At 58.4% G+C, this 22,902-nt stretch carries 19 protein-coding genes; 11 read left to right on the top strand and 8 right to left on the bottom strand.

The window, feature by feature from the left end:
- Positions 1-153: 153 nt before the first annotated feature.
- The 8 genes from MB02_RS00095 to MB02_RS00060 all read left to right on the top strand — a co-directional run bounded on the left by MB02_RS00095 (position 154) and on the right by MB02_RS00060 (position 10,581).
- Positions 154-1,086: a VOC family protein gene (locus MB02_RS00095; protein WP_067531096.1), complete on the top strand. Its 933-nt coding sequence runs from the start codon at positions 154-156 to the stop codon at positions 1,084-1,086.
- On the top strand, positions 1,086-1,493 hold the full coding sequence (locus tag MB02_RS00090) for a VOC family protein (RefSeq protein ID WP_067531094.1): 408 nt from the start codon (positions 1,086-1,088) through the stop codon (positions 1,491-1,493). Before MB02_RS00095 ends, MB02_RS00090 begins: the two co-directional genes overlap by 1 nt.
- A complete protein-coding gene (locus MB02_RS00085) occupies positions 1,490-4,948 on the top strand; it encodes an indolepyruvate ferredoxin oxidoreductase family protein (protein WP_067531092.1) in 3,459 nt (1,152 codons plus the stop codon). Before MB02_RS00090 ends, MB02_RS00085 begins: the two co-directional genes overlap by 4 nt.
- An 8-nt stretch (positions 4,949-4,956) precedes the next feature.
- Positions 4,957-6,144, top strand: a complete 1,188-nt coding sequence (locus tag MB02_RS00080) for an acyl-CoA dehydrogenase family protein (RefSeq protein WP_067531090.1) — start codon at positions 4,957-4,959, stop codon at positions 6,142-6,144.
- Positions 6,145-6,164: 20 nt separating this feature from the next.
- Positions 6,165-6,668: an FAS1-like dehydratase domain-containing protein gene (locus MB02_RS00075; RefSeq protein ID WP_067531088.1), complete on the top strand. Its 504-nt coding sequence runs from the start codon at positions 6,165-6,167 to the stop codon at positions 6,666-6,668.
- Positions 6,665-7,135, top strand: a complete 471-nt coding sequence (locus tag MB02_RS00070) for a hotdog family protein (protein WP_067531086.1) — start codon at positions 6,665-6,667, stop codon at positions 7,133-7,135. Before MB02_RS00075 ends, MB02_RS00070 begins: the two co-directional genes overlap by 4 nt.
- A 136-nt stretch (positions 7,136-7,271) precedes the next feature.
- Positions 7,272-9,515: a TonB-dependent receptor gene (locus MB02_RS00065; protein WP_170304588.1), complete on the top strand. Its 2,244-nt coding sequence runs from the start codon at positions 7,272-7,274 to the stop codon at positions 9,513-9,515.
- Positions 9,516-9,612: 97 nt separating this feature from the next.
- On the top strand, positions 9,613-10,581 hold the full coding sequence (locus tag MB02_RS00060; RefSeq protein ID WP_067531082.1) for an alpha/beta fold hydrolase: 969 nt from the start codon (positions 9,613-9,615) through the stop codon (positions 10,579-10,581).
- A gap of 4 nt (positions 10,582-10,585) precedes the next feature.
- On the opposite strand, the gene MB02_RS00055 is transcribed toward MB02_RS00060, so the two are convergent.
- Both MB02_RS00055 and MB02_RS00050 read right to left on the bottom strand, forming a co-directional pair.
- The gene (locus tag MB02_RS00055) at positions 10,586-11,404 is read right to left on the bottom strand and encodes an acid phosphatase (protein ID WP_067531080.1); all 819 of its coding nucleotides are present in this window, start codon (positions 11,402-11,404) and stop codon (positions 10,586-10,588) included.
- Positions 11,405-11,498: 94 nt separating this feature from the next.
- Positions 11,499-13,265: an FAD-binding protein gene (locus MB02_RS00050; RefSeq protein WP_082825867.1), complete on the bottom strand. Its 1,767-nt coding sequence runs from the start codon at positions 13,263-13,265 to the stop codon at positions 11,499-11,501.
- A gap of 184 nt (positions 13,266-13,449) precedes the next feature.
- Between MB02_RS00050 and MB02_RS00045 the strand changes: the two genes are divergently transcribed.
- Both MB02_RS00045 and MB02_RS00040 read left to right on the top strand, forming a co-directional pair.
- Positions 13,450-15,774, top strand: a complete 2,325-nt coding sequence (locus MB02_RS00045) for a TonB-dependent receptor (RefSeq protein ID WP_067531078.1) — start codon at positions 13,450-13,452, stop codon at positions 15,772-15,774.
- Between the two features lie 70 nt (positions 15,775-15,844).
- The gene (locus MB02_RS00040) at positions 15,845-16,588 is read left to right on the top strand and encodes an SDR family NAD(P)-dependent oxidoreductase (RefSeq protein ID WP_067531076.1); all 744 of its coding nucleotides are present in this window, start codon (positions 15,845-15,847) and stop codon (positions 16,586-16,588) included.
- 240 nt (positions 16,589-16,828) lie between these two features.
- On the opposite strand, the gene MB02_RS00035 is transcribed toward MB02_RS00040, so the two are convergent.
- Both MB02_RS00035 and MB02_RS00030 read right to left on the bottom strand, forming a co-directional pair.
- Complete coding sequence (locus MB02_RS00035; protein ID WP_067531074.1) at positions 16,829-17,500, bottom strand: hypothetical protein; 672 nt, start codon at positions 17,498-17,500, stop codon at positions 16,829-16,831.
- A gap of 205 nt (positions 17,501-17,705) precedes the next feature.
- On the bottom strand, positions 17,706-18,356 hold the full coding sequence (locus MB02_RS00030; protein WP_067531071.1) for a gamma carbonic anhydrase family protein: 651 nt from the start codon (positions 18,354-18,356) through the stop codon (positions 17,706-17,708).
- A 176-nt stretch (positions 18,357-18,532) separates the two neighbouring features.
- Between MB02_RS00030 and MB02_RS00025 the strand changes: the two genes are divergently transcribed.
- Positions 18,533-19,342: a sugar phosphate isomerase/epimerase family protein gene (locus tag MB02_RS00025; RefSeq protein WP_067531069.1), complete on the top strand. Its 810-nt coding sequence runs from the start codon at positions 18,533-18,535 to the stop codon at positions 19,340-19,342.
- A 140-nt stretch (positions 19,343-19,482) separates the two neighbouring features.
- Here the strand turns inward: MB02_RS00025 and MB02_RS00020 are convergent, their stop codons facing one another.
- The 4 genes from MB02_RS00020 to MB02_RS00005 form a co-directional block, all read right to left on the bottom strand.
- The gene (locus MB02_RS00020) at positions 19,483-20,010 is read right to left on the bottom strand and encodes an SRPBCC domain-containing protein (RefSeq protein WP_235829368.1); all 528 of its coding nucleotides are present in this window, start codon (positions 20,008-20,010) and stop codon (positions 19,483-19,485) included.
- 13 nt (positions 20,011-20,023) lie between these two features.
- Positions 20,024-20,794, bottom strand: coding sequence for an SDR family oxidoreductase (locus MB02_RS00015; RefSeq protein WP_067531067.1), 771 nt, complete (start codon positions 20,792-20,794; stop codon positions 20,024-20,026).
- 38 nt (positions 20,795-20,832) lie between these two features.
- The gene (locus MB02_RS00010; protein ID WP_067531065.1) at positions 20,833-22,293 is read right to left on the bottom strand and encodes an FAD-dependent oxidoreductase; all 1,461 of its coding nucleotides are present in this window, start codon (positions 22,291-22,293) and stop codon (positions 20,833-20,835) included.
- Positions 22,294-22,365: 72 nt separating this feature from the next.
- On the bottom strand, positions 22,366-22,779 hold the full coding sequence (locus MB02_RS00005; RefSeq protein ID WP_067531063.1) for a nuclear transport factor 2 family protein: 414 nt from the start codon (positions 22,777-22,779) through the stop codon (positions 22,366-22,368).
- Positions 22,780-22,902: the final 123 nt, after the last annotated feature.

Raw genomic sequence — 22,902 nt, 5'->3', positions numbered from 1 at the left:
AACTTCGGCATCCGTCATTAACGAAACTATCGTTACCTATAACTTTGCGGACTGTCTAGCCCTACCATACCTGTGGTTGCCCCGGCAGAGGGCATATTGACTTCAAATAACGGTACCAATAGTATCGCAAAGAAATCTGGAGGGGAGAGGCGGATGGATATTCTCGGTTTGGGCTATGTCGGGCTCGATGTTCCCGATCCGGAGGCATGGCTGGCCTTCGGTCGTGATATTCTCGGGCTCGACCTTGGCCGCGCGCCGGGGGCGGGTGCCTATCTTCCCGACGACAGCGGAGGGCGGGGGGCGGATGGATCGGCCTATTTTCGGATGGATGAGTGGTCCTGGCGTCTGGCGGTCCATCCCGCGACGGGCAGGCCGGGGGTGAGATATATCGGTCTCGAAGTGGCTGGGCCGCGCGAACTGGCCGCGGCGTTGGCGGAGTTGGAGGCTGGAGGTTTTCCAGCCCGGGCGGGAAATGCGGCGGAGTGTGGCGCACGTGCAGTAACGGGGATGGGCTTCACGCAGGATCCTTCCGGCAATGCGATCGAGCTGTTTTACGGTCCGCTGGTGACGAACGGCTATCGCAACTCGCGCGGCATGACATTCCTGACCGGTGATATGGGCATGGGACATATCAACCTGTTCGTCAGCCGGTATGAGGAATGTGCCGACTTCTACACGCGCATGCTCGGTTTTCGGCTCACCGATTATTACCATGTCGGCCCGGACCAGACCGTCAATTTCTTCCACGTCAATGCGCGCCATCACACGGTGGGGATCATGAAAGTGGCCGATGTCGACGCCGTGCATCACCTGATGTTCGAAACGACCGAACTGGACATGGTGGGCGAGGCGCTGGATCGCGTCATGGCCGCTGGCTGCAAGATCACGGCTTCCTTGGGGCGGCACTCCAACGACCGGATTGTGTCTTTCTACGTTGCATCGCCATCCGGTGTGGAAATCGAGATCGGGTGGGGCGCGATCAAGGTCGGCCCGGACTGGACGCCGCGGTATCGTGGGCCGGGCGACATCTGGGGGCATCACGGCCTCACTGCGGAAAATATCGAGGAAACGGGACGGAGAGTATAATGGCCGCTGATCTGGCTTTGCCGCACATTGATGTCGGAATCGTCACCAATGATCGCGAAGGCGCTCTGGCCTTCTGGAACGGGCTGTTTGGTTTTCCGATAGAGGGGGAAGTCAGCTTTCCCGGCCTCACCATCGTGCGGCTCAAGGCAGGCGATGCGATACTGCGGTTGTGTATTCCTGACGAAGAGGTCGAGCGTAAAGCCAGTCCCGGCAGCCTCGAAACGGAGACCGGGCTGCGATATGTGGTCCTGACCGTGACCAATCTCGATGCCCTGGTCCAGACGGCACGTTCATCGGGCTATATTGTACCCTTCGATCCGCGGGAGATCCGTCCAGGCGTACGCGCCGTCCATATTCTGGACGGACAGGGCGTAACCGTGGAACTGATGGAAACGGCACCGGCATGACTGTCAGCCTCGACGACAAGTATCGCGCAGAACGTGGTCATGTCTATCTGACCGGAAATCAGGCTTTGGTGCGCCTGCCTATCATGCAGCGCATCCGGGATCGTGCAGCGGGCCTTAATACGGCAGGGTTCATCTCCGGCTATCGCGGCTCCCCACTCGGGATCTACGATCTGGCCCTGTGGCAGGCGCGGGACTTCCTCGACGCGAACGATATTCGCTTTCAGCCCGGTATCAACGAGGATCTGGCGGCGACAGCTATCTGGGGCACCCAGCAGACCGGACTGATCGGCAAATCGAAATACGATGGCGTGTTCGCTCTGTGGTACGGCAAGGGGCCGGGCGTCGATCGTTCCGGTGATGCGCTGAAGCACGGCAGCTTTGCCGGCGCGGCGAAGCATGGCGGCGTTCTGGCCCTGTGTGGAGATGACCATGCGGCCCGTTCTTCCACGATTGCCCATCAAAGCGATCACGCGTTGATCCATTTCGGAATGCCGGTGTTCAACCCGGCCCATGTGCAGGACTATCTCGATCTCGGCCTTGCCGGTATCGCGATGTCGCGCTGGTCCGGCGCATGGATCGGGTTCAAGTGCATTACCGACACCATCGAATCTTCGGCACGCGTCGATGTTTCGCCAGAACGGCTGGCCTTCCGCGTACCTGACGATTTTGCTCTGCCTGCGGGCGGGCTGAACATTCAACTCGGCCTCATGCCGCTGATGGCGGAAGTCAAACAGATCGAGCATCGGCTGGAAGCCGTGAAAGCTTTCGCGCGGGCCAATAGGATCGACCGGCAAACACTGGGCGGGCAAGGAAGGCGGCGGCTGGGCATCGTGACGACCGGCAAGGCCGCACTCGATGTGGTGGAGGCACTCGAAGCACTGGGTCTCGATTCCGGGCGGGCCGAAGCGGCGGGTATTGCGGTTTACAAGGTCGGAATGAGCTGGCCGCTCGAACCCGAAGGGATCAGGGGCTTCGCCGACGGCTGCGATGAAATCATGGTAGTCGAGGAAAAACGCCCGGTCATTGAAGAGCAACTGGCGCATATCCTCTACAACCTGCCTGCCGATCGTCGCCCGATCCTGACCGGGAAACGAGACACGTCTGGCGCGCCGTTGCTGTCTCAGGTGGGTGAGCTGGCGCCTGCGTCAGTCATGGAAGCGGTCCGCAAGCGCCTTATGGCGCATGATCTCGATGAAGAGTTGAACCGTCTGCTGGCAACCAACGAGCCTGAAGTCGGGACAGCAGAGGTAACTGCCGCCGCTGCCGGATTGGTGCGTATGCCGAGCTTCTGCGCCGGATGCCCACACAACACGTCAACCCGGGTGCCGGACGGCTCGCTCGCGATGGGCGGAATAGGGTGCCACGGCCTCGCCACATGGTTGCCGGATCGGCACACCATCACGCTCTATCACATGGGTGGAGAAGGGGCGGCCTGGATCGGGCAGGCGCCTTTCATGGAAATGGATCACATTTTCCAGAACCTTGGGGATGGAACCTATTTCCATTCGGGCCTGCTGGCGATCCGCGCGTGTGTGACCTCTGGCGTCAACATTACCTACAAGATCCTGCTCAATGGCGCGATCGCGATGACCGGGGGACAGCCGATCGAGGGCGAAGCTTTCGACGGTAGCGTCTCGGCACCGCACGTGGCCGGGCAGCTTCATGCCGAAGGTGTGAAGCAGATCGCCGTCGTGGCCGACGATCCGGCCCGGCACGACCCCAGAGACTTCCCGCAAGGGGTCACGTTCCATCATCGCGATACGCTGGACGAAGTACAGCGCATGCTGCGCGATGTGGAAGGCGTGACGGCGATCATTTACGATCAGGCCTGCGCGACAGAGCGGCGGCGCTTGCGCAAACGCGGGAAGGTTCCGGATGTCGACAAGCGGGTGTTTATCCATCCCGACGTCTGCGAAGGTTGCGGGGATTGCGGCATTCAGTCGAATTGCGTTGCCATCGAACCGGAGGAAACAAGGTTTGGCCGAAAGCGCCGGATCAACCAGTCCGTTTGCAACAAGGATTTCAGCTGCGTCAAAGGCCTGTGTCCCAGCTTCATTACGATTGAGGGTGGCACGCCCCGTAAGGCGCAGGGCGGCAAGCGGGAAACGATTGGGCGGGACGACGACCTGCCGCTGCCGACGCTGCCGGAAATTGAGGGTGTCCACTCGATTATCGTTGCCGGGATTGGCGGCAACGGTGTGGTGACAGTCGGTGCGATCCTCGGGATGGCGGCGCATATCGATCAACTGGGTGTGACGGTGCTCGACCTTTCGGGTCTGGCGCAACGCAATGGCCCTGTAACCAGCCATGTGCGCTTGGCGCGCGGCGAATCCACTGGCCATGTGCCGCGGATTCCGGAGGGGCGGGCCGATGTCGTGCTGGGCTGTGATCTTGTCGTCTCGGCTTCGGCAGAAAGCCTTTCCAAGATGGCGCGTGTGCGCACGAAAGTGGTCTATAACAGCTTCGTTGCCTCCACATCGGGCTTCGCGACCAATCCGGATCTCGATTTCAGCGCGGACAAGTTGGCCGATGTAATCGCCAGCAAGGTAGGCGATGATGCGCTCAGTGGGATCGACGCGACGAAGATTGCCGTTGCGCAATTAGGCGATGCTATTGGCGCCAATATGCTGATGGTGGGGCACGCCTGGCAAAAAGGCCTTATCCCGCTGTCGCTGGATGCGCTCGAAACGGCCATCCGGCTGAACGGTGCTGCGGTCGATCTCAATCTCACTGCATTCCGGCTAGGCCGGATCGCTGCGATTGATCCTGAGGCTTCGGCAAAGTGGGTGTCTGACGGAGGGGAAACGCGCAGGGAAGCGCGCAGTCTTGACGATATGATCGACGATTGGGCTGGGTTGTTGAGCCGGTTCGACGGAGACGATCTGGCAAACCGGTATCGTGCTTTGATCGCCCGCGTAGCGGAGGCGGAGCGCGGATTGAGCGGTAATCTCGATCTGCTGACTCCGGCAGTGGCGCAGGCCTATGCCAAGGCTCTCTATTACAAGGACGAATATGAAGTAGCCCGGCTGTTCAGCGACGGTTCGCTGCAGCGGAGATTGGCGGAGACGTTCGACGGGGATCTGAAAATCCGGTTCAATCTCGCGCCACCCCTGATTTCACGACGCGGCCCGGACGGGCGGGAAAGGAAACGTGAATTCGGGCCGTGGGTTCTCGGCCTGTACCGTATTCTCGCACGCTTGAAGGGTTTGCGAGGCACGGTGTTCGATATCTTTGGGCACAGCCAGCACCGAAAGACGGAACGTGCCCTGGGCGGCGAATACGAAGCACTGATCGAAAGATTGCTTGGCCGTATTACACCGGAAAACATTGCGAACGTGGCGGCTATTGCCGGGGCCTATCAAGGGGTGAAAGGCTACGGCGTGGTGAAAGAAGCGAAGCTGGAGCAGGTTCGCATCGAAGTGGCGGAAGCTGTTGCCGCATTGGAAGAGGCATAGGGTCGAAAATGGATTTCAAACTGTCCGCCGAAGAACGGGAATTCGCTGAAGGAGTCCGTGCATTTCTCGATAAGGAAGCGGATCATCCCGACGCGGGCGAATTCATGGCGCCGGACCGTGACGCTCACTCGCAGCTTGCCAACAGCCCGGAGCGGCGTGCCTTTTGCAAACGCATGGGCGCGCAGGGGTATCTCGGTATGTCGTGGCCCAAGGACTATGGCGGCCAGGAGATCGCCGGAATTTTCGAGTATCTCCTGAACGAGGAACTCGCGCTGAGGGGGGCGCCCTTGATCGGCAAGGGGGTCGGCTGCGTGGGCAAGACGATCATTCGCCACGGCTCCGAAGAAATGAAGCAGCGCTTTCTGCCACTGATCCTCGATGCCGAAGTGGAATTCGCGCTTGGCTATTCCGAGCCGGGGTCCGGTTCCGACCTTGCCAGCCTGAAGCTCAAGGCCGAAAGGGATGGTGAAGGCTGGGTACTTAACGGGCAGAAAGTCTGGACCACTTCCGCGAACTTTGCCGAATGGTACTGGGTTGCCGCCCGCACCGATCCCGAGGCACCGAAGCACAAGGGCATCAGCGTTTTTCTCATCCCGATGGATCACCCGGGCCTGACAGTGCGTCCGATCGAGACCATGGGCCATCACCGCACCAACGAAGTGTTCTTCGACAATGTCCGGGTCGGGCCGGAAACTCTCGTCGGAGAAGCCAACAAGGGATGGACCTATGTTTGTGAGGCGCTCGATTTCGAACGGTTCACTTTCTACACCGTAAATCCTCTGCTCCAGAAATTCGAACGTGCGCTGGATGCACTGCGCACGATAGTGCGAAACGGTGTTCCGCTGGCTGAAGATGTCGGGGTGAGGCGGCAGGTCGGTCGGCTCGGCGCCGACATTGAAACTGCCAAGATGCTTCAACGCAGGGTGGTCAATGCCGCTGCGAAGGGGGAAGTCCCGGCCGTTGAGGCCGCGATGTACAAGGTTTTCGCCACCCATCTGGGGCAGGTCCTTACCGATTTCGTACTCGATCACCTTGGCCCAACGGGCCTCTTGCGGGCTGGTGCTGATGGTGCGGTGGACAATGGTGTGTGGGAACATTTCTACCAGACGACCCCGCTCGACACGATCGGCGGGGGAACCTCTGAAGTGCAGAAGAACATCATTGCCAGGCGCGGGCTCGGCCTGCCGTTGCGATAGGGAAACGGAGCGGCAAAGCGATGAACGCCATTCCTGAAGATGTTGTCGACCTGATCGGTAAGCCCTGTTTCCCGCAAGTCAGCGACTGTCAGGTCGAAGCCGGGGCAATCCGGTCGTTCGCAGCGGCGGTGGAGGATGGCTTCCCGGCGTTTTGGACAGACGAAGCGGATAATATGCTGGCCCCACCTGCCTTGCTGTCGGCCTGGAACCGTTCTCTGATGTGGGCGCCTGAAGGAAAAGGGGAAGGGTCAGGGCTTGCGCTGCACTTCCTGCTCAAGCGCAAGCTTGGGCTCCCGCGTGCTGTCGTGGCGGAGACCGAAACCGAATTGGCGGACCCGATCCGGCCCGGCGTGCGTGTAAAGTGCGAACAGGTCCTTGTGGACGTTGGGGAACCATGCACGACCCGGCTGGGCGAGGGGCGCTACTGGACGATCAGGGTCGAATATCGCTGTGCTGCCACAGGGGCGTTTTTCGGCGCGGAGACGATGCGTTTCTTCGGCTATGGCAGGGAAGCTGATACATGAACGGTGCAGGTGAATGGTTCGCGCCCGTGAAGCGCAAGGTTTCCGCCCGTGATATCGTTATGGGCGCCGCAGCCAGCAGGGATTGGCAGCGACAGCATCACGACATTGCCTATGCCCGGAGCATGAACCTTCCCGATATCATTATGAACGCTCCGACGCAGACAGGCTGGTTTCACGCCTATGCCATGGATTGGGCCGGACCGGGCGGGCGGATTGCGCGCTGGCGCTTGAAGATGCGCCGTTCGATCTGTCCGGGAGCGGAAGTGGTCCTTTCCGGCAAAGTTGACCATGTGGAAGCCAATATAGACTGGCCGGATGTGGAGTGGGTGTGGCTTGGCCTTGTGATCGATACCGGGGGTGAGAGGCTGTCCGAGATGGCTCTGCTCCTTGCGCGCCCAAGGCTGGCGACGGGAGATTGCTGGGATATTCCCACGGAAAAGTGGTGTCCGCCCCCACTTGCTCGATAACATCGAAACTGTTAGTATCGTAATTGCACCCGCTGCATAAGCAGCAGTGCAATTCTCAAGAATTCCATACTCTGGGAGGGGTCTAATGCGTTTCCGTCAGTCCTGTCTGTGTTCCCGATTCGCGCTTGCAGTCTCTATGGGGGGAGCGATCCTGACCACTCCGGCTACCGTGTTCGCACAGGATACGGAAACTGCCGCAGCCTCTGCCGACAGCGGCGAAATTGTCGTCACCGCTCAGCGGCGCGAGGAAAAGCTGCAGGAAGTGCCGCTGGCGATTACGGCGGCGAGTGGGGAGGATCTTGCCAATCACGGTACCTCCGATCTGCGTGGTATTTCGCAATTGGCGCCGAGCCTGAACATTGCGATTTACCCCAACTCTTCGGACACCGTTTCGCTCACTATGCGCGGCCAGGGCGTGGCTGATGCGGGGCAGATCACCAAGGACGGTGGTGTGGGCCTCTATGTCGATGGTTTCTACATTTCGCGCCCTCAGGCAGCTTTGCTGGATCTTGGTGATCCCGAGCGGATCGAGGTGCTGCGCGGCCCCCAAGGCACGCTGTATGGCCGGAATACGACTGGGGGCGCGGTCAATATCATTTCGAGCAAGCCTACCGGCGAATGGGGCGGAAATGCCAGTTTGTCATATGGCAGCCGTAACTATGTACGCGGTCTTGCCACCATAAATTTACCGGCCTTCGGTGATCTGGCAGTCAAGGGAACCATCCTCTACACCGACCAGGATGGTTACGTGAAAAATTTCGGGTCGCTGCACGACTATCACGAAATGGGGCAACTTGCGGGGCGTGTGGCCGCACGCTGGACCCCGTCCGACAGCTTTACGCTGGATTACGCGTTCGACCGTGGCCGGGTCACATCGACCCAACCCTATTACATCAATCCAGATCTTGAAGCGACGATTCCCGGCTATACCGCGGACAAGGATCACACCTATGCGCCGCTCGACATCGGGCAGAGCAAAGCGCATTTCACCGATCATCAACTGACGCTGACCTGGGATGTGTCGGATGCTCTGACGCTGCGTTCTCTTTCATCCTACCGCAAGACGGATGCCTATCAGGACGTCAATTACGGCGTGGGCCAAGCCTATCCGATTCCCGGCGGTGATTTGACGACAGTGCAACAGCATCAATACCGGGCGAAGCAGTATACGCAGGAATTCCAGATCATCGGCTCGATCGGAGACCTGATCGAATACACTGGCGGCCTTTACTACTTCAAGGAAACGGGATCACACTATCAGGCGCAACAGCTCACTGGCACGCTGGTGGGTGGCTATGTCGATACCGAGCGGCTGGTTGAAGCGAAGTCGATATCCAAGGCGGCCTATCTTCAGGCAACTCTGACACCGCCGATCCTTGAGGAACGTCTCAAGCTGACCGTCGGCGGGCGCTATACCGAGGACAAGCGCCGCGCGACCCGTAACCAATGGTATTTCGGTTACAACTTCGAAACCGACGTCAAGAACAGCCAGAAGTTCCATAACTTCAGCCCGTCGGTTAACCTCGCCATGCAATGGACGCCGGATGTGATGACTTATGTCCGCTATTCCAAAGGCTACAAGGCAGGTGGATCGGCGGAAGGCGGGCTCGATTTCACGGCCACTTACGGGCCTGAAAAAGTCGAGGCGTGGGAATTGGGCCTCAAGTCGGAATTCCTTGATCGGAAGGTCACTTTCAACGCGTCGCTGTTCTACAACAAGTTCAGGGATCTGCAGGTCGATTTCGGTGTCGATCCGGTCGATCTGACGAAGGTCGCAACCGTCAACGCCGGGCGCGCGACCGTAAAGGGCGCGGAAGTCGAACTGGGCATTCGCCCGACCAGCAGGTTGAGCCTGCGCGCATCCTATGCCTATCTCGATCCAAACCTCAAATCGATTGTCGCGCCGACAGGCACCACGTTCGATCCCGCGCTGAACCCCAATTCTCCGGTGTCGGTCGGGGATGATGTTACGAACTACTTCACGTTGCCGTTCGTGCCACGCCATTCTTTGACTGTGTCGGGCGACTGGGTCGCGTTCGATGATGGAGAACGCACTCTCACCGCATTCGCTTCATTCGCTTACCAGGGTTCGGTCTATACATCCTCGGTCGCGGGGCCCGATATTCCGGGGCGTGAGCTCTGGAAAAATCAGGCTCGCAAAGTGGTGAATGCCCGCTTGGTGTGGGAACAGCCGGTCGGCGATGTGGATGTGTCTTTCGCAGTGTTCGTCAACAATCTGCTCGATCGGCGCTCTCGTGAATTCGTTGTCGGGATTGGTAGCCAGATCGACACTCTCGCGGGCCCCGGAGGATATTTCTCCCGCACCGCTCCCTATTCTGAACCGCGTGTAATCGGCGCCGAAATAAAGGCCGCATTTTGATAAATGGACACTATCATCGGCTCGGGTTCGGTGCCCGGGCCGATGAAGTCCTGGCGGGGTTTGAGAAGGTGGGCTGCGTCTGGTAGGCGTTTGAAATATGACGTCTCCAGTACACCATCGCGCCGTCATCAACGGCATAGAGATGCACTATGTCGAGCAAGGGCAGGGCCCTTTGCTCGTCATGTGCCACGGCTTTCCGCATACCTGGTACAGCTGGCATCGCCAGATTGGCCCACTGGCCGAGGCCGGTTGGCGGGTGGTGGTGCCCGACATGCGTGGCATGGGTCAGACGGAAGGTCCGCAAGATGCCGAGGGGTACGATTGCGTTCAAACCGCAGGCGATCTGGCCGCACTGGTCGAACACCTCGGGGAAGAACAGGCGGTTTTCGCCGGGCTCGATTTCGGTATCTTCGCGATATATGACCTTGCGCATCTTCACCCCGAACGGGTGAGGGCGATTATCGCTCTGGAAAATCCGCACTATCCGGACCGCCCGGATGTGACCCCGCTGGAGGAAGCTGCCGAATGGGCGAAAGAGCACTTCGTTCACATTGAATATTTTCGCGAACCGGGTGTGGCCGATGCTGATCTCGCCGCTGCGCCACGCAGGTTTCTGACAGGCGTGTTCCATGCGTTGTCAGGTGATTTCCATTATCTGGATGTGTGGAAGCACCCTCCCGGAACGACATACATCGATGCTTTGCCTGAGGCGCCGCCATTTCCATGGACCTGGCTGTCAGAGCAGGAGATGGACGTGATCATCGCCGATTACGAACGCTCCGGCTTTACCGGAGGGCTCAATTGGTACCGGGCGATGGACATCCGCTGGCATCAGAGGAAACCATGGCGCGATCAGAAGACGCAGGCCCCATTTTACTTCATCGGTAGCGAGCAGGATGTGGATCTGGAAGCCTGGCATGGCGAAGATCCGCTGGCAGCGATTCACGATCATCATGCCGATGTCCGCCGCATCGAGATGCTGCCGAAAGCTGGTCACCTTATCCAGCTTGAAAGATCAGACGATGTTACCCGGCTGATGCGCGAATTTCTTACCGAATTGGCCTGAAGGTCTAGTTTTCAGCCAGTGAGCTGGCCTCCGCAGCGCAATCACGTTGCGGAGCAGCCAGATCTCCTGCGGCAATTTCTTCCTGGGCTGCTTTCAGATCCTGCTGAAAAGCCGGAACCGAATGCAATTTTGCCAGAGTGGCTGCCGCGACCATGCGGCCTTCTTCGACATCGGTCAGCCAATGGACATTGCAGACCCGGCGGCTGTCGCCAAAGGCGCGTCCTCGCGCAACCAGTTCAGTTGCACGCGCAGGTACCAGCTCAGCCATGATCAGGCCCCAGCCAAATCCGACCGCGCTATGGCCCGATGGATAGGAGCCGTCCTTGCGCAGATAGCTTTCGAATGATGGAGAACAGGTCGGATTGCCATTTTCCATGAAGGGGCGGGTGCGCTGATACTTCTTCTTGGCGCCCCCTGTCGCCATGCCAAGATCGACCATGGCACGGCGCAGCAGACGGCTGGTAGCCGGACTGCTCTGGGGATTGATGGCAAAGCCTGCCGCGCAGGAAAATGCTTCGGTCGCCTCCGGGGTGAACAGATCGGCATCGCTGGTGGCCAGTTTCCAGCGGGGAGAGTCATGAAGGGCAAGGCCGCGGCCGGATGCTTCTTCGTCCCGCGCGAGGGCCGCCGAATTCTCAGCAGGTGGAGGGGGGAGCAGGGCAATACTGTCGGGCAGCGCCGTGGGATCAAGATAGCCCGATGGAATACGCGCTCCGTTGGCGAGGAACTTTTCGATTTCCGCTGCCGCATTGTCGGTGGGCTGTCCTGCCCAGACGGCGGCACTGCCCAACGCAAGCAACCCGGCGAACCACACTGCCTTCATCAGAAACCCCTCCTACACTGTTCCGATTATGGCGTCGGAACGAAGCTGTCTTATACAAACCTATCTTGTCGACGCAGTAAACTGGCTGCGGGATTTATGCTCGTGCCATCGCGCGGGCTGCCCGCCGCCCGGAATAGATGCAGTCGGCGTAAGACAGCCCACTGACATAGAGATTGGAACAAAGCCCCACTGCGTTGCGTCCAGCGGCGTAAAGGCCGGGCACCGTTCCGCCGGCCTCGCCTTGTACTGCGCCGGTTGCTTCGTCCACCATAAGGCCACCGACCGTCATGCAGGCGATGGGGAACATTCGCGCATCGACGGAGGCGTCGATGGCGTAATAGGGGCCCTCTTGCAGCGGTATCATTTCTTCCGGGGTCTTGTGGAAGGCATCCGGTTCATCGCCGCGCGCCGCGCGATTGTAGGCCTGGATCGTCGCGTCGAAGCGCGCGGGATCGAAGCCCATCTTGCGAGCCAATTCGGCGGGAGTCTTGCCGCGAGTGGCGGCAAACAGACAGTTGACCAGAGTAATGTCGCGCTGAAATCCGAGTACTCCGTGCCCGAAAGCATCGCCCAGGGACTTCTTGAACAGTTTGCGGTCAAGGATGATGTAGCCGCGCCCTTCGTGGCGTTCGACCATCTCGTCGCCGATCCGAGCGCCGTACCAAGTTTCATTGACGAACCGTTCGCCCTTGCCATCCACCAGCATTGCCTGCCCCCATGCCTTTGGCGGTGAAAGGAAGCGCCAGGCGGAAACCCGGCTCATCAAGGCTGTCTTGCCGCCAGCGGTAACGCCCAGCATGATCCCGCTGCCATTGTCACCCAGCGTCCCGTTCGGCAGGCCGGGCGCGTATTCGGGCGCGAAATGCTTCACCATCGGCGGATTGCAGATGAAGCCGCCAGCGCTGAGTACCAAGCCTCGCTTCGCACGGATCCACGTACTTTGGCGCTGGCGCCCTTCGAGTGCCCGGGCCTTGGCCAGATAGCGATACCCGATCGCAATAGTCACGCGTGATCCGGGAAAAGTTCCCGGCAACATTGATATCCAGGAATTGGCCTTGGCAATATATTTGGAATGTTTGGCACGTAATGCTGGATCGGAAAAGCGTTCGACGCGTACGCCGATGACCCGCCCGGTACTGTCCAGAGCAAGCTGCCGGGCCTCCGTACCGGAATGGAATACCATGCCTTTGGCCAATGCTGCTTCGCGCAGGGGATTATACATCCCGGCCCCCACGCCCCACGGCTTGTTGCCATTGCGGAAATGGACGCGATGGCCACGTGCAGCCGGTGCAGTCTCGTCGCGGTAAGGTGCGCTCAGGCTGCTGTCGGGGTGATAGAGGAACTTGTCGATTGGGGGGTACGATGTCTTTTCGGGATGATAGCTTGCCTGGAAGGGAGCACCGTGAGCGCGCAACCAGTCGAGCGTGGCCGGGCTTGTCTCGCAGAAATCACGCAACGTTTCGTCGGATACAATATCGCCGGTCTCGTTCTTGAGATAGGCGTACATCCGTTCCGGATCGTCATCCACACCGGCTTCGCGCTGAATCGATGTGCCGCCACCGGCATAATAGACTCCGCCGTTGGCAGCAGAAGATCCGCCGCCGTCATACTGATCGACGGCAACAACGCTTAGCCCGTCTTCGAGGCCCTGAAGCGCAGCGGCAATGCCTGCGCCACCCAGACCCACAATGACCATGTCGGCGGTTTCGTCCCAGGCATGGGTATCGGGATCTTCGAGGCGCAGAGGGGCATCGATCGCAAGCCCCCAGTCGTTAATAGCCTCGCCCGGATTTGGCACGGGCGGGGCTGGCTTCTTATGCGGATCATACGTGAGGGCCGCGTATGCTGTACCTTCTGACATGCCTTCATCTCCCCATATCGATCATTCTTGTGATAGTTGCGTTTTGGCAACGCAACTGCGTAATCGACACCTGATTTGGTAACGATAATGGTAGTTCTTATTGCAAAGCAAGGCCGAAATCTGCATCAGAGCGCCATAAAACTTGCGCGTGTGGCAAGTGTGCAATTCTCAGAGGAGGGATGTCATGAAAAAGCTTCTGGCTACTACGGCACTGTGCGGGTCCTGCATTTTTGCGGCGATGCCTGGTGTTGCTCTCGCCCAGACCAATAACACGACCAATACCAGCCCGGGTATCGGAGAAATTGTCGTTACCGCGCAGAAGCGCGCGGAAAACATTCAGGACGTGCCAATCGCAATTTCTGCGGTGTCTGGCGACTATCTTGAATCGCGTGGCATCACCTCAATTGATAGCCTCGGCGCGATTGCACCTAACGTGAAGATTGAGCGTGCGCCGTCCAACAAGACGATCTCGCAGATCTCGATCCGGGGCTCGGTCACGATCAATCCCGCTATCACCTGGGAACCTGCTGTCGGCCTTTATCTCGACGGGGTCTATATCGCGAAGGCGCAAGGGTCGATTTTCGATATTGCTGATCTTGAACGCGTGGAAGTGTTGCGTGGCCCACAAGGCACTCTCTATGGTCGCAATGCGTTGGCGGGTGCTGTGAACCTCGTCGTCAAGAAGCCGAGTGGAGAACTCGGTGGTTCGGCTGAGGTCAGCTACGGTAATTTCGATGCATGGAAGGGCAAGGCGATCCTCGACCTTCCGTCATTCGGTATATTCTCTGTCAAGCTTTCCGGTCAGATCCAGAAGCGCGATGGTTTCATCAAGCTCACGGATAATCCCTATCCCGAATATGGGGCGCTGGCCTCGACACCGTTGGAGGGGCGGACCAACGACATCGACAGCAAGAGTGGGATGATCCAGGTTCGTGCAGAGCCATCAGACACTGTGACGCTCGATTACACTTTCGACTATTCCAAGTTCAATCAACGTCCTGATTATGCCCAGCTGGTGAGTGTCGATCAGGACTTTTACGGTGTTCCGCTCTCCCTTTACGCCAACTCCAAGCGTCAATCGACAGCGAGCCTGGATGCTTCGCCGCTTTATGAACGCTCGCGGTCCTATGGCCATGCGCTGACCGCTGCAGTCGATGTGGGTGATGTCACTATCAAGTCGATTACGGCCTACCGCAACCTCAAGTGGAACGACCGTCTCGATCTCGACGGCTCTCCTTTCGATATCGCCTACACGGGCCGTGACACCAAGTTCCATTCGTTCAGCCAAGAACTGCAGGCAACCGGAACGGCGTGGAATGATCGCGTCAATTTTGTCGCCGGTCTTTTCTACTACAAGGAAAAGGGTGAGACGAAAGGACCGCAGCGCTTCTTTGGTGCCTATGGGCCGGGTAACGACGCAGTATATCAGTCCGACTATGGTTCGCACACGCGCGCATGGGCAATTTATGCTCAGGCGGATATTAAGTTGGCCGATCCGCTCAAGCTGACACTCGGTGGCCGGTATACCGAGGAAAAGAAAGATATCATGCGGTATCTGGCGACGGGGACGAGTGGTTCTCCGCTGGTTGTGGCCGCAGATGTTGCCTATGGCGACGTTCCGGATGCAAAATACAAGAATTTCAGCCCTGCGGTGACGTTATCCTATGAAGCGAACCGCAATTTCAACTTCTACGCGCGTTGGGCACGTGGTTTCAAATCAGGCGGGTTCAACGGCGAAACGGGCACATTCGGAGCTCCGACTGCTCAGTGTGCGACCCCTCTTGTCGAGCTGTGCGCGCCCTATCGTCCGGAAAAGGTCGACAGTTACGAAATCGGTGCCAAGACCCGTCTTTTCGATGGCAAGGTGATTTTCAATGTTGCGGCGTTCTGGGATGAACACAAGGACATCCAGCTTTCGGTGTTCACTGCCGATAACGCTGCGTCGTCGGTCGTCCGCAATGCTGCCAAGGCTCGCATCCGCGGCATCGAAGTGGAAACCGTCATCCGCCCGGTTGACGCGCTGACCATCAACGGTTCGTTCGCCTACCTCGATGCCAAGTACAAGAGCTTCATTGAGGCTGTGAATGGCGTCGACACGGATGTTTCCAAGAACCGCGCTTTCCCGCACACGCCGCATTACACGGCATCCTTGGGTGCGGACTTGCGCGTTGCTGAAGGGAATTGGGGCAAGCTCAACCTTAACGGGGACCTGAGCTATGTGTCGAAGTATTTCACCTATCCCTATGCACTTGATCCCAACGAGTACGTGGGCCAGCAGGATGCATACGACACGCAATCCAAGGGACGCACGATCGTCAACCTTCGCGCCAATGTAACCGAAATTCCGCTCGGTAACATCAGCGGAGAGGTTTCTTTCTGGGTCCGTAATCTCACCAAGGAAGATGATGCGACCAACTTCATCGACTTCGGTGCAGGCTTTAACGGTTTGACTGTTGGTTACTTTCCGGATCCGCGTACTTACGGCATGACCGTCGGCGTGAAATTCTAGTTAGTGTGTTAGCGGGATGGGGGAAGCCCCGTCCCGCTTACCTATTGCTAGAAAAAGATTGGAGAGGGTGGTGGAATTCGACGGCAAGAAGGTCCTGATAACGGGGGCTGCTTCGGGTATCGGGCGGGCGACTGCCATTCATTTTGCAGCGGCGGGGGCACAAGTCACTATTGGTGACATCAACGCGGCTGGGCTTGAAGAGACAGCTGGAATGATGGCCGCCAGTCCGAATGTCGTTCCTTACGATGCCAGCGATTTTGATTCATGCCGGGCATTGGTGGCGGCTGCTGCAACAGACGGGCTGGATGTGCTGTGCAACATTTCAGGGATGATGAAATGGGGGCCGTCGCTCGATTTTTCGGTGGAGGATTTCGAGCAGGTGATGAAGGTCAATACGACCAGCATCTTCGTCCTCTGCCAGGCTGCATTGCCTCATCTGATCGAAAGCAAGGGTAACATAGTCAACACCGCCTCCGCGGCTGCTTTGCAAGGTATCGCTTATACGATTGCCTATTCCGCGTCGAAGCATGCGGTTGCCGCGATCACCAAAGGGCTGGCCATTGAATTTGCCGCCAAGGGTGTGCGCATCAATGCGATTTGCCCGGGCCATGTGGACACACCGCTGGCGGCGACGCCACCACCCCAAAACGATGATGTCGATTGGTCTTTGGTAATGCGCAATTCGCCCAAGCTGCTTGATGGGATGTGCGATCCTGCCGATGTGGCCGAAATGTTTGCCTTCCTGGCAAGCGACAGGGCCAGGAAAGTTACCGGAGCTCTCTTCTCCATCGATGGCGGTCAAGTGGCGGGATAGCGAACAGGCCAGGCGGCTGACCTGCACGTGCCGATCAATGACAGGTGCAATTTTCGCCTGTCTATAACGGCTGGGCAGGTAACTCATCGAAAATGACAGATCTGAAGCTGGGGTCTGCTATTTCCCGGATGTTGGATACGAAGGAGCCCGCGCTGTCCTGAAGGATGGCGCGGGCTCCTTGTAATTTGCGATACTCAAAGCACCTCTTCCCTCCACGCGAAAGGGAAGGGGGGAATTCATTTACATCTCCACGACGGAAAGGACGTGTTGGTCATAGCCGGGGAAAACGTAGTCGAGTTCGATCACCATGGCGTCGCCCAGTTGTCCTGCCTTGAGCAAGTCTGTTTCGACGAAAGCCTGCACCCCGTTGCTGCCATAGGCGAAGCGGGTGACATCGCCATAAAGAGGGGAGGCATCAAGCCGGGCGTCGATTTCCGGATTGCCTTTGCGTGCGCGGTTAAGCCCGATCTTGATCCGGCCCTTGAGATCAGGGTCGTTTTCCGCGCGATCTTTGAGATCCAGAATGATGCGTTCAAGGTCTTCCAGCGAATTCAGCAGGAAGCCGAAGTGGAAACTCGCCTCGAAATCGTTGTCCATCATCTGCCGCATACCCTTTACGGCTTCGTGTTCGTCGCTGGTGCCAACGCGCAACGCCTCATGGATGGTTTCGATCAGCTTCAACTGTGGTTCGGGCAAGGCGGAAAGGTACATAATCCCGTCGCCACGCGCGAAATGCTGGTCATCGACGACGAAGCGGTAAAAGTTGCCGTTGGGGAAGGGCAGCACCTGCGTTTCCACCAAGCCCAGAAGGGCCAGCAATTTTGCGGCCTTCGGACCATCTTCGGCATTGCCGTAATGCAGGGCCAGATGGCCCATGCTGCGGCCGGGGGTTTCCTTGGCTGCGGTTGCCATAACAATGCACCTCTCTCTTGTTTCGGGAAGGCTTGATATTGGTTCAGCACCTTTGCATCGGTGCTCAAACATGCGAATTATGAATAGCAGCCGGCCATGGTGGCGGCAAGTTGTAAGCTGCCACTTACCAAGGATTTCTCACGATAATTCGTGCAATTGAATGCCCGATTCCAGAGACGTGATCGGCGTTACTGGACCGAGCGTGTCACCCTGCGCCTTTGCCGCCATTCTCTGCCATCAGCCGTTCCCGTTCCCGGGCGATCTCGCCACTGATGCGCACGGCGATGGCCTTGGCTTTGACTCTCGGGCGATCAGCTTCCACCTTGCTTAACGGTTCGGCTGGGATGAGGTCGGTCAAGGATTCGCGGGCCAGTCGCTGATATTCGCCCATACCGTCATTTTTCCACGTCACCTGATGAGGTTCGAACGTTCGCACGATCTTGGCGGGGTTACCCGCGACAAGACTGCGTGGTGGGATGACCATGTCCGATTTGACGAGTGATAAAGCCGCGACCAGACACTCATCCCCCACTATCGCATTATCCAGAACGACAGCGTTCATTCCTACCAAAGCGTTTTCACCGATTTCGCAACCGTGGATGATTGCGCCGTGAGCGATAGTCGCGCCGCGCCGGATTATTGTGTCGCGCAAGGAAGAGACATGGACCGTGGTCGAGTCCTGAATGCTTGTATCGCCTTCCACCACAATTCGCCCGAAATCTCCCCGGAGGGATGCGCCTGGAGCAATGAAGCAGCCTGGGCCAACAATGACATCGCCAATCAGCGAAGCAAGAGGGTGAACATAGCTGGTCGGATCGACCACAGGAACGATCCCCTGAAAAGCATAACAAGGCATGGCGGGAGTTCTCCTGTCTGGATGTAATGATGCCGGCGAAGACTGGCCGGGCAGTCTGTCAGTCGAGCGACCGATGCATTGATTGGTCCGGCAAGGCAAGTGCTATGGACCGCCGCGGAATTGCTGCCGTTACATTATGGCAACTGGCTGTAACTTCCGATAGGGGCAGCGCTGTTATGCTGTCACTTTCACTCGATCATATCACCGCTGTTGACACCACCCCCGTCCAGCTTGCCGAAGCCGCTCATGCAGCAGAATGCCGCGGCATTTGCCTGTTCATGGAACCGATGGAAGTTCTGCCGCATTTGCCGCAGTTCGACATTTATGGCGATTTGGGACAGCGAAGGGAATTCGGCCAGCGAATGAAGGATCTCGGCATTGCGCTGGATCTGGCTTACCCCTTCACGCTTGCGGGCCGCACCGAGGTGGATGGCTTCAAGCGGGCGATGGAATGTGCGGCCGAACTGGATGCGCAACTGCTCAATGCCCTGATGTATGACCGCAATCCGGAACGGAAGCTTGATACATTCGGACAGTTTTGTGATCTTGCCCGAAGCTTCGGGCTAAGGGTCGGCGTGGAATTCTACCCTGTATCGCAGGTCAGGTCGCTGGCCGAGGCACTGGAACTGGTGCAGCAGATTGGCCGTCCGGGCGAAGTTGGTATCAATGCCGACTTGCTGCACCTGATGAGGTCGGGAGGGACCATTGAAGAACTGGCAGCGGCTCCTGAAGGTTACATCCTCTATGGTCAGTTGTGCGACGGTGCGGAAAGTTGCCCGGAAGATAAACGCGATTACGAGGCATCGTCCGAACGCCTTCTGGCGGGGGAAGGGGTATTCGATCTGAAGGGCTTTGCTGAGGCCTTGCCCGAGGGATGTCCGATGAGTGTCGAACTGCCACGCAATGCGGCGCTGGAGGCAGGTGTTCCGGTGTCTGAACGTGTGCGTCTGGCAATCGAAAGTGTCCGTCAGGCACTGGAAGCCTGACTTTATCAAGCGACTGTCCGATTGGAAGCCCAACTGCTGCAACGGCTTTTCGCGCAGCATTTGAGCCGCAGGCAAGGCGTATGCCCAGAGTTACCCGTAAAAGGTGAAGCCCGGCCGTTTCGCCGGGCTTCCTATGTGTCTTAGCTTTCGGCAGCGAAGAAGGCTTCGGCGCGGGCCTTCAGGGCCAGCGCGCTGTGATCGAAAGCCCTCTTGACCCATGGGCCTGCGAAACGGAAAACGTGAATGCCTGTTTCACCGAGGAAGGCATCGGTCGAATAATAGCGGCAGGAATCCGGACCGGTCGGCGTAATGACCTGATCACGCCGTGCGGGGTACGGCCATTCGGGAGTATATTTCATCTCCCATGAGATCATCCGTTCCGGCTCCAGTGCGCAAATGTATTCGCAGTTCGGCACCGTCGGCCCAGGCGCTGCATAGTTTATCAGCGTCATATCAACAGCCGAGCCCATCTTGAGCTCGGATACCGCGCGAATGCAGAACGGGTTCCATTCGTTATAGCGCGGCATATCGCACAGGATATCCCACACGATCCGGGCAGGGGCAGCTATGTCCACTGTCGCACTTTCGGTCACCGCATTGGGATCGAAACCATTGACGGGATCTTCGGCCAGGGTCTTGGACTGTTTCATCCAGTCGAGCATTTCCATCAGGTAATCTCCTCTAAGGCGCTATGTAGTCGCCGCCATTGACGTCGAGCGAAGCGCCTGTGATCTCGCTCGCATAATCGGACAGCAGAAAATAAACGGCTTTCGCGCAATCCGCGTCCACGGGAATATGCCCGATCGGAATTTCCGAGGCACGTTGTTTGCGAAGGGCTTCGCCGTCTTTACCCATTGAGGCGAAGAAACTGTCGAGGGGAACGCCATCGAGCCAGCCCATCAGGGCTGTATTGACCCGGATTCCTGTGCCCGCGAGTTCGCTGGCAAGTTGGCGCGTCATCTGGTTGAGGGCAGACTTACCCATGGCGTAACCGCCTTCACCCTGACTGGGCCGGCGAGTGGCGAGTGTCGAAATGTTGACGATCGCTCCTGCCCCTTGTTTCTTCATCGTCGGGATGACGCATTGTGCCATGCGCAATCCGCCCAGGGCAATGACGTCCATCACTTTGGCCAATCGCCCCATGTCGGCTTCGTGGAGGGGACCCCAGGGCGGATGATAGTAGGCGGAATTGACGAGACCATCGATCCGCCCCCATTTTGCCAGGGCCTGGTCGGCAAGGTTGCGGCACTGGTCCATGGCGGACACGTCGCAGGGTATGGCAATCGCTTCGCCTCCCTGATCTTCGATATCGTTCCGGATGGCATTGATTGCATCGACCGAGCGTGCGGAGATGACGACTTTCGCCCCTTCGCGCGCCGCGCCCCGGCACATGGCTTGTCCCATTCCAGGGCCGGTGCCGGTAATGATAACAACCTTGTCCTTCAGCAGCACTTATCGTCTCTCCCCGTGCGCATATCCGGCTCTCCGCTCTATCCCGCGGCGGCCTTTCTCCCTGCCTGACGCCCAAAGAATGTGCAGTCGGCAAGGCTCATCCCGGAGCTGTATCCATGTCCCCAGGCAGGCAGCCCGGATGTACAACGGCCTGCTGCGAAAAGGCCTGCAACTGGCGCGCCGGTCCGGTCGAGTACCTCGCCGTCCGTTGAAGTCCGGAGACCACCCAGTGTGAAGAAACTGAAATAGGAGTGTTCAAAATTGAGTTCCAGCGCCACGAACGGTCCCTGGTCCAACGGCGTCAGAATCGGGGTGCGTTTGCCGAACAGGGGATCGTTCCCCTCGCGTGCATGACGATTGTAGAATTCCATCGTTTTGCTGAGTGTGCCTTCGGGCATCTCCAGCTCACGTTCCACTTCTTCCCAGGTTTCCCCGGTTCCGGCGATAGAGATTCCTGCCAGTTCAAGCGGCTGATCGAAATGCGCGACGTCGAGCAGCAGGAATACGCGGCGACCAAGTTGATCCACGGCGAAGCGGCTTACGCGGCCGTGATAACAATCCTCGTTGATGAAGCGTTGGCCCGTTTCATTGACGAACACGCCGTAGGCTTGCGGTTCCGGCATGGTCCACGGACAGGTCGTAAACCACTGTTCCATGTGGATCGCATCGCCGCCTGCGCCAACGCCGAGTTCTATCCCGACGCCGTCGTCCTTGTCGCCGATCGGGTTCTTGATCTTGAAAGTGTCGGGGCAATAACGGTGGCGCATGTCTTCGTTCATGACAAAGCCGCCAGTTGCAAGAACCACTCCCTTGCTGGCCTTTATGAACCGGTTCTGATTGTCGATCCGCATGATAACGCCGCAGATCCGTTCTTCATCACGGATCAACGCCACAGCCCGTGCATCGACCACTACCTGAACGCCCAGATCGCGAGCTTTCTGTTCCAGAATATCGACCAGCGGCCGCCCGCCGCCCCATCCCATGTGCTGGATCACATGGCCGCGGGGCGCAGGCTTGGCGATTTCGCAGAATGGGTAGGCCTGTTCGCTACCGGAAAAGATCAATGTGGAATCGTCGGTCGGTTCGATGTGCTTGCCGGCCAGGTAGTTGCCTCGATAGGGAACGCCTTGCGCTTTGAGCCAATCGTAGTGATTGAGCGCTTCGCGAGCATAGAGTTCACACTTGGCGTGATCGGCATAGGGGCCGCCTGCGGCCTTGAGATAGGCTTCGAAGTCTTCGGTGGAATCCTCGAAACCGGCCGCCCGTTGCGCATCGGTGCCACCATTGCCGCCGATGTAGATTTCACCACCCGAGAGGGCGGATGCCCCGCCGCTGCCCGAATTGCGTTCGCACAGCATGACTTTCGCTCCGGACGCTGCGGCTTCGACCGCGGCACAGGCTCCGGCAGCGCCGAACCCGACTACCGCGACATCGGTTTCGAAATCCCACTGCGACACTTCTGCGGCGGGGTAGGGCTTGTGCAGGGAAACCTCGGTCATTCAATCCTCTTTCGTCTCCCTGCCGGCCTGGAAGGGATGGGGTAATGTCATTGCTGATCCTTGGGCGACAGTTCAGCCGGGTTCCGGCCTCTGTCCGCCGCATAACACGTCGGTTATCGCTTCGGTGTCGCAGTATTCCTTCCAGGACACGATTTTTCCGTCCCGAAGCCGGGCAAGAAAGTGATACTGGTTGCGATATTCGCGGCCTGAAACGTGCATTCCTTGCGAAGACGCTTCCACCGCGACTCTGTCATCCTGTGCTGTGATAGCGTGGACGGTAAAACGGATTCCGTTGGGAAAGGCTTCGAAAATCCGGCCTGCCGCGGCGGAGATTGCGGCCTTGTCGAAGGTTCCGGAAATCAATGTGCTGCCCATCGTTGTCAATGTGCCGTCGGGCGCATAGGAATCGATAATCGCAGGAACATCGGCGGCGTTGGTCGCTGCGAGGAAACGTTCGACAGCGGCGATGTTTTCTTCGATGCTCATTTCGCACCTCTCCCTGATTGGCTTTCAGGCGGCAGGCCGCCCTTCGTTATGAAGGTGTCCGCCCGCCGCAAGATTTCCGCGTCCTTACTGCGATTCTTTTTCTTTGATCATATCGAGTGCGAC

Origin of the sequence: Croceicoccus estronivorus (assembly GCF_001625325.1) — a bacterium.
Lineage (GTDB): Bacteria > Pseudomonadota > Alphaproteobacteria > Sphingomonadales > Sphingomonadaceae > Caenibius > Caenibius estronivorus.
This window is presented reverse-complemented; position numbering and strand designations above follow the sequence as displayed.